Raw genomic sequence first — 16,310 nt, 5'->3', positions numbered from 1 at the left:
CTGATGGCGGGACGCCCCAGGCTTCAGCATCCCGTCAGGTTCGCGACGCAGAATGTCATCCGATGGCCGTTATGCGGAGTGTGGTCCATGAAGAGATCGCTGACAATTCTGACCTTTCTCGCGGCCCTTCCGTGCGGGGCTGCACTTGCCGGCGACGACTGTGCCGTGCCGCTGGCAGACTGGCAGCCAAGAAGCGCGGTGGTGCGGCTCGCGGAAGAAAACGGATGGGTGGTGCGGCGCATCAAGATCGACGACGGCTGCTACGAGATAAAAGGCACGGACCGGGAAGGACGCCGCATCGAGGTGACGGTCGATCCCGGCACGCTTCAGGTAATCGAGGTCGAATACGAGGACGGAGGTGAACGGCACTTCCGTGAGGGCAGGGGACGCAAACATGATTGAGGCGAAAAGGGACGGCGGTATTTCGGACGTTGCCGATACCACGCGCATGGTGCGGGTCTGGGATCCGGTGGTGCGCAGCTTTCATTGGGGCCTGGTTGCCGCCTTTGCAGTGGCATGGCTCGCGGCTGACGAGGTGCGGCCGCTTCACGAGGCGGCCGGCTATGCGGTGGCGGCATTGCTTGTGCTCCGCCTGATCTGGGGTTTTGTCGGCAGTCACCATGCCCGCTTCGCGCAATTCATGCGTGGCCCTGCCGCAACGCTGGTCTATCTCGGAGACATGCTGCGCGGGCGGGAGCGGCGCCATCTCGGGCACAACCCGGCCGGCGCCGCGATGATCGTGGCACTTATGGTTACGCTTTCCGGCACCGCGCTAAGCGGCTGGCTGCTCGAACAGTCGATCGAGGAAGCCCGTGCCGTGAGGGTTGTGGGCGAGCATGGCGGCCGGGAAGTCAGGGGGGACAAGACCTTGAAGGAGGTGCATGAAACGCTGGCCAACCTGGCGTTGGTCCTCGTGGCCCTGCATGTCGGAGGTGTGGCGCTCACCTCATGGCGCCATCGGGAGAACCTGCCCCGTGCCATGGTCACGGGCCGAAAGCGCCCCCCTGGCGCAAATGACGTGACCTGAACATTACGCATTCCCACTGTTGTTGCGGCCCCGTCTGTCTGGCGGGGCCGGTTTGTTTTGCGCGACCGTTGCGGTTCGTCGGGGCAGGCTGACGGAAAGCTGACGCAGGTTTTCCGCGGCGATCAGGATCACGTCAGCCGCGCCCTCCAGATTGGTTTCATCAGGCAACCAAGGCTGAGGAGCATAGCCATGAAAACCATCCTGACCGCCACCGCATTCGCCCTCGCGATCCCCGCCGGGGCCGCGCTCGCCGACGAGAAATGCAACGTGCCGACCGAGAACATGCAGTCCTGGGAAGCCCTTATCCAAGTGACCGACGAATTCGGCTGGAGCATCTCGAAAATGGAACTTGATGATGGCTGCTACGAGCTGAACGTCATCGACCAGGGTGGCAACACCCTGAAGATGACCGTCGATCCCGGAACCCTCGAGGTGATCGACGGCAAGGTCAAACGCTGGAGCGACGGCACCAAGCCCGAAAAGCGCAACTGATGGCCACAAGGGTCCGCCTCGCTACGGAGGCTGACCTCTTTCCACACGGGCGTTCGCCTCGGCCATAGCCGGGAAAGTCCCCCCGAGATGATCGTAAAGGACATTCGAACCATGAAAACTCTATTGCTCGCCGTAGCCGCTTTCGCGGTATTGCCCGCCGTGGCGGCGATTGCCGACGACGACTGCCATGTGCCGCGCAGTGCTTGGCAGCAGCGCGAGGCGGCGATGCAGGCGGCGACGGGCCTCGGCTGGCGGGTCGAGAAAATCGAGGCCGACGACGGCTGCTGGGAGGTCAAGGGGCGCGATGCCCAGGGCCGTCGCATCAAGGCCAAACTGGATCCCGCGACGTTGCAGGTCGTCAAGTTGCGCCACCGCGACGGCGAAGACGACCGCGCGCGGGATCGCGACCGCGCACCCGCCGCCGCTCCGGCGACACCGCCCGCCAATCCGCTGTTCCAGAACGGCACCCCGCCGATGGTGCGGGTGAACTGAAGCATTGGACAAAGGAGAGCAGGATCATGAAATCCATCCTCGCAGCCCTTGCACTGACCTCGGCCATTGTAGCGCCCGGCCTTGCCATGGCCCGGCCGGTCACCCTCACCACCACCCTGAACACTTACGGCGGCGATGGCGCCTATCTCGTCCTCTACGTCACCGATGCGCAGGGGGCGTATGCCGGAACCCTGTGGATGGCCGGCGGCAAGTCGAAGTATTACGAACATCTCAGCGACTGGTATCGCGCCACCGGCGGCGACCTGGCGCAGGTCGACGGCATCACCGGCGCCAGTGTCGGCGCGGGCCGGTCACTCGAAATCACCCTCGACCTTGCCGATGCGCTGTTCGATGCGGGCTATACGCTGCATGTCGACGCCGCCGTGGAGGAAATGCGCGACAGCCCGAACGACATCGCCGTGCCGCTGACGACGGCAGGAGCGGGAAAGCCTGCGCCCGGCCGCAGGTATGTCGCCAGCCTCCGCTACGACATGTGAGGCAACGCCATGATCCGCACGCTGCATCGCTGGTCGGGTCTGCTGGCCCTCATTCTCGTCATGGCCCTTGCGTTGAGCGGCGCGGCGCTCTCGGTCTTTCCCGCGGCCGAGCGGCTTTCCACGCCGCAGGCCGAGGCCGGGCTGACCGTCGCCGATCTCGCAGGACGTATCCTGGCTGCCTATCCGGGGGTGGAGCAGATCCGGCGCGCGCCGTCGGGCCGGATCACCGCGTTCTGGTTCGACGACGGCACGCCCGGCGCGGCGGTAATCGACCCGGCGACCGGCAAGGGTATCGCCAGCGCCGATCCCGATCCGGTCAAACGCTGGTTGACCAACCTTCACCGTTCGCTATTCCTAGGCGATGCCGGTCGTATCGCCATGGCCATTGGCGCCGTGGCGATGCTGATCCTGTCGGTCTCCGGCGCGATGCTAGTCGCGCGGCGCATGGGCGGCTGGCGGCGTTGGTTCGCCCCTTTGCGCGGGCCGGCGTCGAGCCGCATCCATACCGGGATCGCCCGCGTGGCGGTCACGGGGCTGGTTTTGTCCTCGGCGACTGCACTGTGGATGGCCGCCTCGACCTTCGATCTTCTGCCGGATGGAGCCGCACCGCCGACCTTTCCGACTGAGGTCAGCGGAAGCACTGGGGTCTCGCTTGCTGCGATGGAGCCGCTCTCCGTGATTGCTGTCACGGAGTTGCGCGAGCTGAGCTTTCCCTATCCTGGCGACGCCACGGACGCCTTCACTCTGAAGACGGATCGCGGCACCGGCTATCTCGATCAGGGGACGGGTGAGCTTCTGGCCTGGGCCGAGCTGACGATGTGGGAACAGATATCTGAAACCATCTACATGCTGCATACCGGGCAGGGGGCCGCATCTCTCGGCCTCGTGCTGGGTGTGCTGGCGCTCGGCGTGCCGGCAATGGGGGTGAGTGGTCTTGTGCTCTGGTTCGCGGGGCGGCGGTCAAGACCGCGTCTCCGTGGCAATCATCCTGCAAACCGCGCTGCGACCATCTTGCTGGTGGGCTCGGAGGGCGGCAGCACCTGGGGTTTCGCTGCGACGCTCCAACATGCGCTGACCACGGCGGGCCAGCATGTTCATGTCGCGCCAATGTCCGGTTTCGAGCCGGCGCGCTATCCGCAGGCCGAACGGTTCGTCATTCTTGCCGCCACCTGGGGCGAGGGACAGGCTCCCGCCACGGCGAAGGGGTTCATTGAACGCCTCGCGGCGCTGGAATCTGTCCCTGAGGCCCCGCTTGCGGTGCTTGGTTTCGGCGATCGCAGCTTTCCCGCGTTCTGCGCGTTCGCCGATGAAGTCGGGAGTCGGGCTGCTGCCAAAGGCTGGGCGCAATTGATGCCCTTCGACACGGTCGATCGCCAGTCGCCGCAGGATTTCGCCCGCTGGGGCCGCGCGCTGGGGGCGGCGCTGGGGATCGAGCTTACGCTCGAACATGTGCCAACCCCGCCCGTGACGGGGCGGCTCACCCTGATCTCGCGCCGTGATTACGGGGCGGAGGTGCAGGCGCCGACCACGATCCTGCGCTTTGCCCTACCCGAGGCGACGTTTTTGCAACGGCTGACAGGTCGGGGGTTTGGCCGGTTTCAGGCCGGTGATCTCCTCGGCGTTCTGCCCGAGGGTGCGGATCTGCCGCGCTTCTACTCGCTGGCGTCCGGATGGCGCGACGGCTTCGTCGAGATCGTGGTGCGCAAGCATCCCGGCGGCCTCTGCTCCGGGCAGCTTCTGGCACTGGAGCCCGATCAGGCGATCCACGCCTTCGTCCAGCACAATCCTGCTTTCCATAACGAAGGAGGAAAGCCGCCGCTGATCCTGATCGGCGCCGGCACGGGGATCGGCCCGCTTGCAGGGTTCATCCGGGGCAACAGTGGGAAGCGGCCGGTTCATCTCGTTTTCGGGATGCGCCACCCCGACAGCGATTTCCTCTATCGTGAGGATCTGGCCGCCTGGCAGGCCGATGGCCGTCTTGCCCAGTTGACCACCGCCATCTCGCGGGGAGCGAAGCCGCGCTATGTGCAGGACGTGCTGCGCGCTGAGAGCGTTGAACTGATCCGGCTGATCCGGGACGGGGCGCGCATCATGGTCTGCGGCGGGCGCGACATGGCGGCGGGCGTGGCCGAGGCGCTGACGGACATTCTCGCGCCGGTCGGCCTCACCCCGCTCACGCTGAAAACGGAGGGACGCTATGCCGAAGACGTCTACTGACCCGATCCGCCACGCGCTGAATGGCCCGACCATGGGGACACGCTGGTCGGCGCTTTTCCATGCCGATGCCGGGCTGGACCCCGCCCCGGTGCAGGCGGCCTTGCAGGCGGCCGTGGCGGAGGTCGATGCCGCCATGTCGACATGGAAACCCGACAGTGACCTGATGCGCCTGAACCGGACGTCCGAAAATGTCTGGGTGGCCGTTCCCGCTGGGTTGGCCGAAGTGCTCGATCTTGGGGTAAGGATCGGCGCTCTATCGGGCGGTGCTTTTGACATCGGCATGGGCGATGCGGTGCGGGCCTGGGGGTTTGGACCCGAGGCGGTCAGCGCCGGGGCCATCCGCGCGGTGATGGCTGCTGCGCGCTGGCCCGCGCATGAGGTGCTGGAGATCGACCGCGCGGCCGGGCTAGTCCGGAAACACACGCCGATCACGCTGGACCTGAACGGGATCGCCAAGGGGTTCGGCGTGGACAAGCTGGCAGGGACGTTGCAAGGCTTCGGCATCACGGCTTTCCTCGTCGGCATCGACGGCGAAATGCGTGCATCCGGACTACGGCCCGATAGCATGCCCTGGACGGTCGCCGTCGAGACGCCGGATCCCGAACGCCGCGCGCCCCGCTCCATCCTGACGCTGATGGATGCTGCCGTCGCCACGTCGGGCGACTACCGGCATCATGTGACCGTTCGGGGCCAGCGCCTGTCACACACCATGGACCCCGCGACAGGCGGCCCGCTGCGCTCGTCACCGGCCTCGGTTACGGTCGTCGCCGGAACCTGTGCGGAGGCCGATGCCTGGGCTAGCGCGCTGATGGTGCTGGGTCCGCAAGCTGGCGGCGAACTCGCCGCGCGTCTCGACCTCGATGCGCTGTTTCTGATGCGCGAGGCAGGCGGCATCCGGACCCATGCCGTCGGGGCGCTGTTCGACAGCCCGATGGTATCGGCGGCAGGCCGCGAGGGTCTGGTTCGTGCCTGAGGTCTGTCCATTCGTGCAATGGGTCTTTGCAGTTTTCGTCAATTCTCGTGCGAAAACGGACAGCCTATGTCTATCCCAAGCCCGGCGGCGTCTGTCGATGCCCGCTGCGGCCAGAACCACTTGGCAGATACAGGAGATCACTATGAGGACTGTAAAATCTTTCACCGCCGTCGCTGTTGCTCTCGCCCTTGCGCTGGGGTCAGCTGGCATTGCAGCCGCGCAATCCCATGATCATGACAGCCATGGCGCGGGGGCTATCGAGATCACGCTGAACGATGGCGCCAAATGGCAGGGCGATCAGAACATGATCACCGGCATGACCGCGATTCACGGAACCATGGCCGCGAACCTGGACGCGATCCACAACGGCACCCTGCCGGCCGATGCCGCGAATGGGGTCGCTGCCGATGTCCAGAAGCAGGTCGATTTCATGGTCGAGAACTGTGTGCTGGAACCCGAGGTGGACGAGCAGTTCCATATCGTCCTTGGTGAGGTGATGACCGGCATCTCGGCATTGGAGGCCGGCGAGGTCGAGACTGGCGCGGTGACGATCGTTCAGGCGTTGAACGCATATGGCGAGCATTTCGAGCATCCGGGCTGGCAGATGATCGACTGACGCCACGGGCGCAGGCATGGGCCGGCGCGGGCGTTACGCCTGCGCCGGCCTTGTCTTGCACGGGCAGCGCCCCTCCAGCAGGTCGGCATCGGCCGCCAGGGCCGTCGCCATGAAGTCCAGAAACAGGCGGATGCGCGCGGTTTGGCGCAGATCCTCGTGAATCAGCAACCACAGGTCCAGCATGAAATCCTCGGGCAGCGCGGCGGCGCGGATCAGGCTGGGGTCGCAATCGGCAATCACGCAAGGCAAGGCAGCAAGTCCGATCCCCGCCTTCGCACCGGCATGGGCGGCGATGATCGAGTTTGTCCGGTAAACCTGTCGCGCATCCGGCCACCAGCGGGTCAGATTGCGGCTGAGCGGGCCATGCGCAGACCCGTAGCCGATCCAGTCACCCTTGGCAGGATCGCCCGGCGGCCGGTCCGCCGCACCATAGGCGGCAAAGGCCAACCGCCCGACCCGCCGCCCGATCAGTGTTTCCTGTCCCGGATTGCCGATGCGCAGGGCCACGTCCGCCTCGCGCCGGGTCAGGTCCAGCACCGTATCCGCAACGATTACCTCGATCTCGATCTCGGACCATTCGGCGCGGAAGGCGGCGACATGGCGGGGCAGCACCCCCACCGCCAGCAGGTCGGTCGTGGTGATGCGGATCGTCCCAGTGGGCCGCTGGTCCTGTCCGGTAACCTTCAGCGCCAGCGCGGTGATTTCTTCCTCGATGCGGATGACGGAATCGCGCATCTCCTCGCCGGCCTGGGTCAGCGCGTAACCGCCGGGCAGCCGGTCGAACAGGCGCACCCCCAGCCGCGCCTCGAACGCGCCGATGCGGCGGAAGACGGTGGAATGGGTAACGCCAAGGCTGCGCGCCGCCCCCGAGAGCGACCCCGCCCGTGCCACGGCCAGAAACAACCGCAGATCGTCCCAATCCTGCGCCTGTGCATTCATGCAATGAATCTTTGCCTGAGTTGCCAATCCTGATCCTGAAAGGACAGCATATCTTGAGTTCACAAGCAATGACCGCCCACCGGGCGGCGACATGAAAGGAACCAGCCATGACCAAGACCATCCTGCGCAGCGACGAATTTTCCTGCCCCTCCTGCGTCACCAAAATCGAAAAGGCGCTGGCGGCAACTCCTGGCGTGACCGCCGCCAAGGTGCACTTCAACACCGGCCGCATCGAGGTCGAGCATGACCCCGCATCCGCCCCGGTCGAGGCCCTTGTCTCGGTGGTGAAATCCACCGGCTACGAGGCCCGCCCCGCCGCATTCTGACCCATCCCTTCCAGCCCGGCCGTGCCTGCCCGCGCTGCCGGGCCTTCACATCATGAGGCCCCGCATGTTGACCCCTATCCTGACAATTCTTCACCAGCCGGCCAGCCGCAGGAAGTGGCTGACCATCATCAGCGGCAGCCTGATCGTGCTGGGCCTGATCGCCCTTTACGGGTTCGACCTGCGCGGGCTCTGGGCGGCATCTATGCTGGTGGCGGCCTTTGTCGCCGGCTCTGACATCGCCTGGCGGGCGTACCACGCGCTGCGCATTCGCCATTTCTCGATCGAGTTGCTGGTGACCGTTGCGGCTATTGGCGCGCTGTTCATCGGCGAATATTGGGAATCGGCCGCCGTTACTTTCCTGTTCAGCTTCGGCGCCTGGCTTGAGGCCCGCACCCTGCGCCAGACCCGTGGCGCACTGGCCGATCTGCTGAAGGCCGCGCCCGAGGTCGCCACCGTGATCCGCGACGGCCAGCCGGTCGAGATTGCCGCCAGTGCCGTCCAGCCGAATGAGGTCGTGCTCGTGCGCGCCGGAAACCGCATCCCCGTCGATGGCGAGGTGATCGACGGTAACGCCGCCGTGTCCGAGGCCGCCATCACCGGCGAGCCGATCCCGGCCGAGAAAGCCCCCGGCTCCCACGTCCATGCCGGCACCATCGCGGAAAATGGCGTGCTGCGCATCCGCGCCACCGGCATCGGCGCCGATACCACGCTGGCCCGGATCATCCGCCGCGTCGAAGAGGCGCAGGAGGAACGCGCCCCCAGCCAGCGCATGATCGAGCGTTTCGCCCAATGGTATACGCCCGGCATCATGATGCTGGCGCTGGGTGCCTGGGCGGTGACGCAGGATATTCGCCTCGCGCTGACCCTTCTGGTGGTGGCCTGTCCGGGCGCCCTGGTGATCTCGACGCCGGTCTCCATCGTCGCCGGCATCGGGCGGGCGGCGCGCTCGGGCATCCTCATCAAGGGCGGGCAGCATCTGGAAAGCGCCGGCCGCATCGACATGCTGGCGCTGGACAAGACCGGCACCCTGACCGAGGGCCGCCCCAGCCTGGTCGAGATCGTGCCTCTTGGCGGCATCGATCGTGCCGAATTGCTGCACTGGACGGCGATCGCCGAATCCGGCTCGGACCACCCGCTGGGCCGCCCGATTATCGAGGCCGGCCGTGCCGAGGGCGAGATTCCCGCGCCCGAGACGGTCGAGGAAGTGGCTGGCATGGGTCTGGTGGTCCACCACGAGGGGCGGCAGGTCGCGGCCGGCAACCGGCGGCTGTTCGACCGGCTGGGCATCGGTTTCTACGCCGAGGCCGAGGCCGCGCTGGCCGGGGTTCTGGGCCGCGGCTGCACGCCGATCATCGTGGCGCTGGACGGGCGCATCGCGGGCATCTTCGGGCTGTCCGACCAGCCCCGGCTTTCGGCCCAAAGCGCCATCGCCCGGCTGCGCGATATCGGGGTGGGGCGCATCGCCATGCTGACCGGCGACCAGCCGCAGGCCGCCCACGCCATCGCCGCCGAAATCGGCATCGACGAGGTTCATGCCGGGCTGCTGCCCGAGGACAAGCTGGAGCTGATCCGCCACTTTCAGGCCGAGGGCCGCCATGTCGCCATGATCGGCGACGGCATCAACGACGCGCCGGCGCTGGCTGCCGCCGACACCAGCGTTGCCATGGGGGCCGTGGGCTCGGACGTGGCGATCGAGACCGCCGACATTGCGCTGATGGCCGACGATCTGGAGAAACTGCCCGAGGCCATGGCGATTTCCCGCGCGACGCTGCGCAATATGCGCCAGAACTTGGCCATCGCGCTGCTGACTGTGGCCGGGCTGCTGGCGGGCGTGTTCAACGGCGATGTGCATATGGCCGAGGGCATGCTGATCCATCAGCTTTCGGTACTGGTGGTGATCGCCAACGCTATGCGCCTGCTGCGCGTCCCGCGCGGGCCCGGCGGGCGCCGACCTGTGCCGGCAACGGTGCCCGCGACGGCATAGAGCGCGCTTGTGCTTCATCGGCAAATCCGCTCCCGTGCCCATGGCGCGGGGGCGTTTTCAATGGGGGGATGACATGGCCGATAGCAATGATGCCAGACAGATCGGCGAGGTTCTGGATTTCTGGTTCCCCGAGGGCCGCGCGCTGGACATTGACCCCGACCGCCATGCCGAGCACTGGCGCTGGCGGATGCATGGCGGCGCGGATGGTGCGATTGCGGCGCGCTTTGGCCCGCTGACCGAACGCGGCGCGGCGGGGGACCTCGATCATTGGGCAGGGACGCCCGAGAGCCGGCTGGCGCTGATCGTGGTGCTGGACCAGTTCCCGCGCTCGCTGTGGCGGGGCAGCCCGCGGGCCTGGGCGCAAGACCCGGCGGCATTGGCGCAGGCGCTGGAAGGGTTGGAAAACGGAGACTGGGCGGCACTTGGCCTGCCGTGGTTCCAGATCGCCTTCACCCAGCCTTTGGGCCATGCAGAGGGGTCGGACCATCTGGCCCGCATCGACCGGCTGATCGCCCTGCGCCGCGACATCGCCGCCCGCGCGCCGGCGCCGTTGCGGCCGCTCTATGCCTCGCTCGTCGATCAAGCGGGGCAGGTGCGCCGCATCATCGCCAGCTTTGGCCGCCACCCGCACCGCAACGCCATCCTTGGCCGCAGATCGACGCCCGAGGAGGAAGCCTATCTGGAAAAGGGCGCGTTTCCGCATCTGCGCGTCTTTCGGGGGTGAGCGCATCCCTACGGTTTAGGTGGGCTGCGCGACACCCGTCAGCGCCTGTCCGGCAACAGACGCCTTCGGCCGGCGAATCGGGTCCGACAGCAACCGCAGCCCGTTCAGCACCACCAGCACGGTGCCGCCTTCATGGCCAATCACCACCAGCGGCAACGGCAGATCAAAGAACAGCCCGCCGATGACCAGAACCACCATGGCGCCGATGGCGAAGGTCAGGTTCTGCCGGATCACCCTTGACGTTCGGCGCGACAGGCGGTGCGCGTCCGCAAGCCGCTCCATATCCTCGGACAGCAGCGCCACATCGGCGGCCTGAAGCGCCACCTCGGACCCGGCCGCGCCCATGGCGATGCCGACATCGGCGCGGGCCAGCGCCGCGGCGTCGTTCACGCCGTCGCCGACAAAGGCGACGCGGCCGGTTGCGGCCAGTTCGCCAACCGCGCGAACCTTGTCCTGTGGCAGCATTTCGGCGTGAGTCTCCTCGGGCCCCAGCCCAAGCCGGGCGCCGATGCGCAGCGCCACCGACCTGCGATCCCCGGTCATCATGACGATGCGGCGGGCACCACTGTCGCGCAGGGCCGCGATCGCCCCGGCGGAACTGGCCCGTGCCTCATCCGCCACGCTGACGGCGCCCAGCACGGTGGCGCCGCGACCCAGATAGACGACCGTATTGGCGCCATCCGCCAGCGCCTGCAACGCGGGGTGATCCGTTGCGGCCTTCATGTCCTCGGCAAGATAGGCATTGCCCGCCCAAACCGGGCCAAGCGCATCGGACCCTTCGATGCCGATGCCTGGCCGGGCGTTCACATCGGCCACCTGCGCCGGATCAAGCCCGCGGCTGGCGACCTCACGGCGGATCGCGGCGGCGATATGGTGCTCGGAATGCGCCTCCAGCCCAGCCAGCAGCGACAGGAACCCGGCCTGGTCGCCATCCAGCGCGACGATTTCCGTCACCTCGGCGCGGCCGGTGGTCAGGGTGCCGGTCTTGTCGAAGGCGAAGATATCGACCTCGGCCAGCGTCTCCAGCGCGCCGCCGCCCTTGAACAGAACACCGCCCCGCGCCGCCGCCGAAAGGGCCGACAGGATCGCGGCGGGGACGGAAATGACGATGGCGCAGGGGCTGGCGGCGACCAGCAGCGTGGCGGCGCGGTAAAGCGCCAGTTCCCAGTCGCCGCCCAGCCACCAGAACGTGGCAAAGGCGATCACCGCACCCGCCAGCACCGCGACCGTGTAGCGTTGCCCGAACCATTCGCTGAACCGTTCGGAGGGCGCGCGGGCGGCCTGTGCCTCGGTTACCAGCCGGATCATGCGGGCGATGGTGCTGTCGCTGACGCTGCGCGTAACCTCGACCTCCAGCACGCCGTCCAGATTGATTGTGGCCTCGAACACCTGCGCACCGGCCTCTTTCGACACCGGCATGGATTCGCCGGTGATATTGGCCTCGTCGATGCCGCCCCGCCCGGCGGTGACCACGCCATCACTGGGCACCCGGGCGCCGGGGCGCAGCACCACCACTTCGCCAACGGTCAGCACCCCGGCGGGAACTTCCTCGACAGCGCCGCCCGCGGTCTTGCGCAAGGCGGTCTCGGGGCGCAGCGCCATTAGCGCCTCGATGGCGCGGCGGGCGCGGCCAAGCGCGCGTTCCTCCAGCGTGGTCGAGATGCTGAACAGCGTCAGCAGTACCGCACCCTCGAACGGGGCGCCGACGATTGCGGCGGCGATTGCCGCGACGATCATCAACAGGTCGATGTCAAGCACGCGCGCGCGCCACAGTTCCGACAGTGCGCGCCAGCCGGTGGGCAGGCCGCCAGCCAGATAGACCAGCACCAGTCCCGGCAGCTCCAGAGCGTCGAAAGCTCCGCTTGGCAGCCACCTGCCGGCCGCCGCCATTGCCATGCCGAGCACGGTGACGAGCGATAGGGTCAGTGACAGGTCAATAGTTGGAAATCGCTTCATGTCAGGCTCCTGGCTGGCGAGGTCGCGGCTGGCAGCCGCCATCGCTGGCTGGGTGAGTATCAATCGGATGGCTTATGGCACCGAAATGCAAAGGCCGCGACGGCTATCCAGATGGCGCTGCGCAGGATCATCGCGCCCATGGTGCGTGCTTCCCATGCGCCGCCGGCACCGACATGCCACAGGAAGGCAGCGAAGACGGCCACCGTGGCCGTGGCAATGGCAATCGCCAGCATCGGCGCCCAGCCCGCGCCGCGCCACAGGCCGATCCCGGCCAGGACATAGGCAAAGCCCGCGAAGAAGTTGAACCACAGCACGAATGGCACCACTGCGCCCATATCGACGCCGCCGAACAGCGCCCTGCCGCCCGAAACGATGGTCAGCAGGCCGAAGATTACCGCGACGGCGGCGGCAACGGTCTGGCTGCGCGGTCGTCTCGTCATGTCTGCCTCCGAAGTTCGGGGTTTGGGGAGCGTCCGGGCGGGTGTGGCCCGGCCTGCCATGGGTTGCGGGTTGCGGCGCGCGGAACGGACCCCGCCTCAGGCCCGGCCAAGCATGCGCCGCAGCACATCGGTCTTGAGCCAGAAATGATGGTAAAGTGCGGCGAGGACATGCAGGAGGACCAGCGGAACCAGCGCCAGCCGCGCGATGGAATGGGCTTCGCCGATCGCCTCGACGCCGGAAATCCACGCCGCCATTCCCGAAAGCGCCATCAGGATCAGCAGGAGGTTGAGAGCCGCATGCATGCCCGTGGCCAGAACTTTCAGGGCCGGGTGCTCGCCTTCCGGCAGGCCGGGGACGCCGCGCCGACGGCGCAGCACCAGCCGCCACAGAACGAGAACGAGGATCAGCGCGCCGGCAATGGCATGGGGATTGATTGTCGGCTGGTTCGGGAGCGTGCCCTCCATCCGCCCGTCCCATACCTTGACGATGCCGTCATGCATGAGGATCTGGAAAAAAACGAGGGCAGCAATCGTCCAGTGCAGGGCGATCTGGGTTCTGGAATAGGATGTCGGCTGCATCTTGGTTATACCTTTTCAAGGGCGAGGATCGGCGTGCGGGGTCTTGTGGTCATGTCTGCCTCCTGAATCCTGCCCGTCATGTGCTGACCAGATGGCCGTCGCGCAGGTGGATCAGGCGGTCGAAACGGTCGAAGATCTTTTCGTCATGGGTGACGGTCACGATGCAGGCTTCCTGCTCGACCGCGAGCTTGCGCATGAGGTCCATCACCAGCCCGGCGCGGGCGCCGTCGAGGGCTGCGGTGGGTTCGTCGGCAAGGATGATGCGGGGGCGGTTGGCCAGCGCGCGGGCGATCGCCACACGCTGGGCCTCGCCACCCGACAGCAGCGCCGGCTTGACCGTGGCGCGATGGCCGACTTCCAGATAGTCCAGCAGTTCGCGCGCCCGTGTCCGGCCTTCCTCGGCGGGCAGACCGGCAAGATCGAGCACGACCGCGACATTTTCCTGCGCCGTCAGGAAGGGCAGTAGGTTGTGACTCTGAAAGATGAAGCCGATCTTGTCGAGCCTGAGACGCCTCAGGTCGCGCCGCAGCCATTTGCCGTCGAAGACCGGCTCGCCGTCCAGCACCACCCGTCCCGCCGATGGGGCGAGGATGCAGCCGATGATGTTGAGTAGCGTCGTCTTGCCCGAACCTGACGGCCCGAGCAGCGCGATCACCTCGCCGGCGCGCACGGTGAGATCAACCGAGCGCAGGGCATCGACGCGGGTTTCGCCCTCGCCGAAATGCTTGGCGACGCCCGAAACCTCGATGAGGATGTCGCCGAGCGCCATGTCAGCTCCCGAGCGCGGTGGCCGGATCGACCTTCATCGCCGCCCGCACGCCGAGCGCCGAGGAGAGCAGGCAGACCGCAGCGATGATGCCGGCCAGCACCACGGCGTTGAACGGCTCCAGCACCACGCGGCGGGGGAAGTAGTCCTTGACGGTCAGGATCAATATCAGGCCGATCGCCCAGCCCGAGGCGCCGAGGATCAGCGCCTGCTGCACGATCAGCGCGACGATGGTGCGGTCGGGCGCGCCGATCAGCTTCAGCGTGGCGATCTGCTTCAGCTTCTCCATCGTCATCGTGTAGATGATGAGCGCGATCACCACGGCGCTGACGGACAGAAGGATGCCGAGGAACAGCCCGATCTGGCGGCGCGCCTTGTCGACCACGGAGGCCAGCAGCAATTCCTCCTGTTCTCCTTGCGTCATCGCGGCAAGGTGCTTCCACTGGCGCACGGTCGCGGTCAGCAGGCCCACGTCGGCGCCCGGTGCCATGCGGGCGATGACCGCGGCGACGGAGGCGGACTTGACGGAGACAGCCCCGCGCGCGGCCTGTACCCGCTGGGCGGCCGGGTCGAGTTCGGTCTGAAGCGCCATCGCGTCGGCAAGGGTGACATAGACCGCCGGATCGCCGCCCGAGTTCATCGCGCCTTCCACCAGCCCGACCACGGTGAAGCGGTCGCGCCCGAGCCGGATGGTCTCCCCCGGCGAAAGGCCGGTCTTGCGGTCGGCCACCATCTCGAAATGACTGGCGCCAATGCCGCGCCCCTCGGCGATTGCCCGCGGCCCGCCCGGGCGACCCGGCTCGTAGCCGACAACATAGAGCCGCAGGGTGCGCCCGCCATGCGGCGCCTCGACGTTCTGGTAGTTGACCGCGCCGGCCTCGGCCACGCCGGGCATCCGCGCCACCGCATCGCGCGTATCGGCGGGAATGCTGGAGGCTTCGGCGAAGGGGCCCTTGGTTCCGGCCTCCACCACCCAGACATCCGCGGCGGGCGCCTTCACCACTGCCAGCGCGTCCGAGACGAGGCCGTTGTAGATGCCGATCATCGCCAGCACGACCGTCATCAGCAGCCCGAGCCCGAAACAGGTCAGCACGAAGCGGAACAGCCCGTGGCGGATGTCCTTGAGCGCGAGGTTCATGGCGCCTCCCCAATGCGCGCGCGCCGGCCCTCGGCCGCGCCCTTCGGCACCCGGGCGACGATCGTGGCTCCTTCGGGCAGGCCGCCGATGACCTCGACCCGACCGCGATTGTCGCGGGCGCCGAAGGTCAGTTCCGCGCGGGTCAGGCGTCCGTCCACAACCGTCCAGACCGTGCCGCGATGCCCGTCGAAGCCGGTGATCGCCAGTTCGGGTACCATCAGCGCGGTCGCGCGGGTGCCGGTCAGGATGCGCACCTCGGCCTGTTCACCGAGAAACATCTCCGCGGGACAGTCGGCGCAGGTCAGCCAGACGCGGCGTTCCTCGTTCACCCGGTCGCTTTCGATGCCGATGCGGGCAATGGTGCCGTGAAACTCGGCCGCGGGCTGCGAGCGCAGGCGGATCGTGCCGGGCTGGCCAAGGGCAAGCTGGCCGGCGCGTTCCTCGTCGACATAGGCCTGAATCCAGACGGTCGCGGGGTCGATCAGGGTCAGGACAGGATCGCCGGCCTTGACCACGGTTCCCGCCTCGGCATGGCGGGCAACGACCAGCGCATCATAGGGCGCGATCAGGCGGTGATGGGCCAGCAGGGTTTCCTCCTGCCGCAGGGCTGCCGCCGCATCCATGCCCTGGGCCCGGATCACCGCGACATCGGCCTCGGCTACCGCCAGATCGGCGCGGGCCACATCATCGTCGCGCTGCGCCTCCTCGGCGCGCTGGACCGAGGCGACATCGCGCTGCGCCAACCCCTGCTGGCGGCGGTTCGCCGCTTCGCGCTCGGCCAGAACGGCACGGGCGCGCACCACGGCTGCGGTGGCCTTGGCAAGATTGGCCTCATTGGCCGTCACCGCTGCGTCCGCGCGGGCGACACGCGCCTCCTGCTCGGCCGAGTGAAGGACGGCGAGTTCCTGCCCCTTGGTGACGCTGTCCCCTGCATCGGCGGCCAGCGAGGTCAGGGCGGCGCCCACCTCGAAGCCGACGCGGCTGAGGATGCGCGCCTCGACGGTGCCGAGCCCGTAGATGCGAAGGTCCACATCATGTTCGGACTGAACGACCACCACCGTCAGCGGGCGTTCGGTGAAGAACAGAAAGCCGGCAGCGACAGCCGCCGCCAGAAGAAGACTCGACAGCCAAATGCGCCGCATCG

At 67.4% G+C, this 16,310-nt stretch carries 18 protein-coding genes; 11 read left to right on the top strand and 7 right to left on the bottom strand.

Going from position 1 to position 16,310, the window contains the following annotated elements; genetic code table 11:
* Nucleotides 1-87: 87 nt before the first annotated feature.
* The 8 genes from ESD82_RS16025 to ESD82_RS15990 all read left to right on the top strand — a co-directional run bounded on the left by ESD82_RS16025 (nt 88) and on the right by ESD82_RS15990 (nt 6,314).
* On the top strand, nt 88-402 hold the full coding sequence (locus ESD82_RS16025) for a PepSY domain-containing protein (RefSeq protein WP_104494098.1): 315 nt from the start codon (nt 88-90) through the stop codon (nt 400-402).
* Nucleotides 395-1,027 (top strand): cytochrome b/b6 domain-containing protein, encoded by a 633-nt coding sequence (locus ESD82_RS16020; protein WP_104494095.1) that lies wholly within the window; start codon nt 395-397, stop codon nt 1,025-1,027. Before ESD82_RS16025 ends, ESD82_RS16020 begins: the two co-directional genes overlap by 8 nt.
* Nucleotides 1,028-1,216: 189 nt before the next feature.
* Entirely contained in the window at nt 1,217-1,519 is a 303-nt protein-coding gene (locus ESD82_RS16015; RefSeq protein ID WP_147427911.1) for a PepSY domain-containing protein, read from the top strand.
* Between the two features lie 111 nt (nt 1,520-1,630).
* Complete coding sequence (locus ESD82_RS16010; protein WP_147427912.1) at nt 1,631-2,011, top strand: PepSY domain-containing protein; 381 nt, start codon at nt 1,631-1,633, stop codon at nt 2,009-2,011.
* 26 nt (nt 2,012-2,037) lie between these two features.
* On the top strand, nt 2,038-2,508 hold the full coding sequence (locus ESD82_RS16005) for a DUF2271 domain-containing protein (RefSeq protein ID WP_147427913.1): 471 nt from the start codon (nt 2,038-2,040) through the stop codon (nt 2,506-2,508).
* 9 nt (nt 2,509-2,517) lie between these two features.
* Entirely contained in the window at nt 2,518-4,725 is a 2,208-nt protein-coding gene (locus tag ESD82_RS16000) for a PepSY domain-containing protein (RefSeq protein ID WP_147427914.1), read from the top strand.
* The gene (locus ESD82_RS15995; RefSeq protein ID WP_028714026.1) at nt 4,706-5,698 is read left to right on the top strand and encodes an FAD:protein FMN transferase; all 993 of its coding nucleotides are present in this window, start codon (nt 4,706-4,708) and stop codon (nt 5,696-5,698) included. The genes ESD82_RS16000 and ESD82_RS15995 overlap by 20 nt, the downstream gene beginning before the upstream one ends.
* Before the next feature lie 142 nt (nt 5,699-5,840).
* Entirely contained in the window at nt 5,841-6,314 is a 474-nt protein-coding gene (locus ESD82_RS15990) for a hypothetical protein (protein WP_028714025.1), read from the top strand.
* A gap of 33 nt (nt 6,315-6,347) precedes the next feature.
* Here the strand turns inward: ESD82_RS15990 and ESD82_RS15985 are convergent, their stop codons facing one another.
* Nucleotides 6,348-7,253 (bottom strand): LysR family transcriptional regulator, encoded by a 906-nt coding sequence (locus ESD82_RS15985; RefSeq protein WP_028714024.1) that lies wholly within the window; start codon nt 7,251-7,253, stop codon nt 6,348-6,350.
* Nucleotides 7,254-7,360: 107 nt separating this feature from the next.
* Between ESD82_RS15985 and ESD82_RS15980 the strand changes: the two genes are divergently transcribed.
* The 3 genes from ESD82_RS15980 (at nt 7,361) to ESD82_RS15970 (ending at nt 10,287) form a co-directional block, all read left to right on the top strand.
* Nucleotides 7,361-7,579, top strand: a complete 219-nt coding sequence (locus ESD82_RS15980) for a heavy-metal-associated domain-containing protein (protein ID WP_028714023.1) — start codon at nt 7,361-7,363, stop codon at nt 7,577-7,579.
* Between the two features lie 64 nt (nt 7,580-7,643).
* On the top strand, nt 7,644-9,563 hold the full coding sequence (locus tag ESD82_RS15975; RefSeq protein WP_104494091.1) for a heavy metal translocating P-type ATPase: 1,920 nt from the start codon (nt 7,644-7,646) through the stop codon (nt 9,561-9,563).
* 73 nt (nt 9,564-9,636) lie between these two features.
* The gene (locus ESD82_RS15970) at nt 9,637-10,287 is read left to right on the top strand and encodes a DUF924 family protein (RefSeq protein WP_167521776.1); all 651 of its coding nucleotides are present in this window, start codon (nt 9,637-9,639) and stop codon (nt 10,285-10,287) included.
* 15 nt (nt 10,288-10,302) lie between these two features.
* On the opposite strand, the gene ESD82_RS15965 is transcribed toward ESD82_RS15970, so the two are convergent.
* The 6 genes from ESD82_RS15965 to ESD82_RS15940 form a co-directional block, all read right to left on the bottom strand.
* Entirely contained in the window at nt 10,303-12,243 is a 1,941-nt protein-coding gene (locus tag ESD82_RS15965) for a heavy metal translocating P-type ATPase (protein WP_147427915.1), read from the bottom strand.
* 59 nt (nt 12,244-12,302) lie between these two features.
* Entirely contained in the window at nt 12,303-12,683 is a 381-nt protein-coding gene (locus ESD82_RS15960; protein WP_062562807.1) for a hypothetical protein, read from the bottom strand.
* Nucleotides 12,684-12,779: 96 nt separating this feature from the next.
* Complete coding sequence (locus ESD82_RS15955; RefSeq protein WP_062562808.1) at nt 12,780-13,262, bottom strand: cytochrome b/b6 domain-containing protein; 483 nt, start codon at nt 13,260-13,262, stop codon at nt 12,780-12,782.
* Between the two features lie 76 nt (nt 13,263-13,338).
* Nucleotides 13,339-14,031: an ABC transporter ATP-binding protein gene (locus ESD82_RS15950; RefSeq protein WP_147427916.1), complete on the bottom strand. Its 693-nt coding sequence runs from the start codon at nt 14,029-14,031 to the stop codon at nt 13,339-13,341.
* A 1-nt stretch (nt 14,032) separates the two neighbouring features.
* Nucleotides 14,033-15,166 carry an ABC transporter permease gene (locus tag ESD82_RS15945; RefSeq protein ID WP_147427917.1) on the bottom strand — a complete coding sequence of 378 codons (1,134 nt, stop codon included), beginning with the start codon at nt 15,164-15,166 and terminating at the stop codon, nt 14,033-14,035.
* Nucleotides 15,163-16,308, bottom strand: coding sequence for an efflux RND transporter periplasmic adaptor subunit (locus tag ESD82_RS15940; protein ID WP_147427918.1), 1,146 nt, complete (start codon nt 16,306-16,308; stop codon nt 15,163-15,165). The genes ESD82_RS15945 and ESD82_RS15940 overlap by 4 nt, the downstream gene beginning before the upstream one ends.
* Nucleotides 16,309-16,310 lie beyond the last annotated feature (2 nt).

Source organism: Paracoccus pantotrophus, from assembly GCF_008824185.1.
In the GTDB taxonomy this organism is placed as follows: Bacteria; Pseudomonadota; Alphaproteobacteria; order Rhodobacterales; family Rhodobacteraceae; genus Paracoccus; species Paracoccus pantotrophus.
This window is presented reverse-complemented; position numbering and strand designations above follow the sequence as displayed.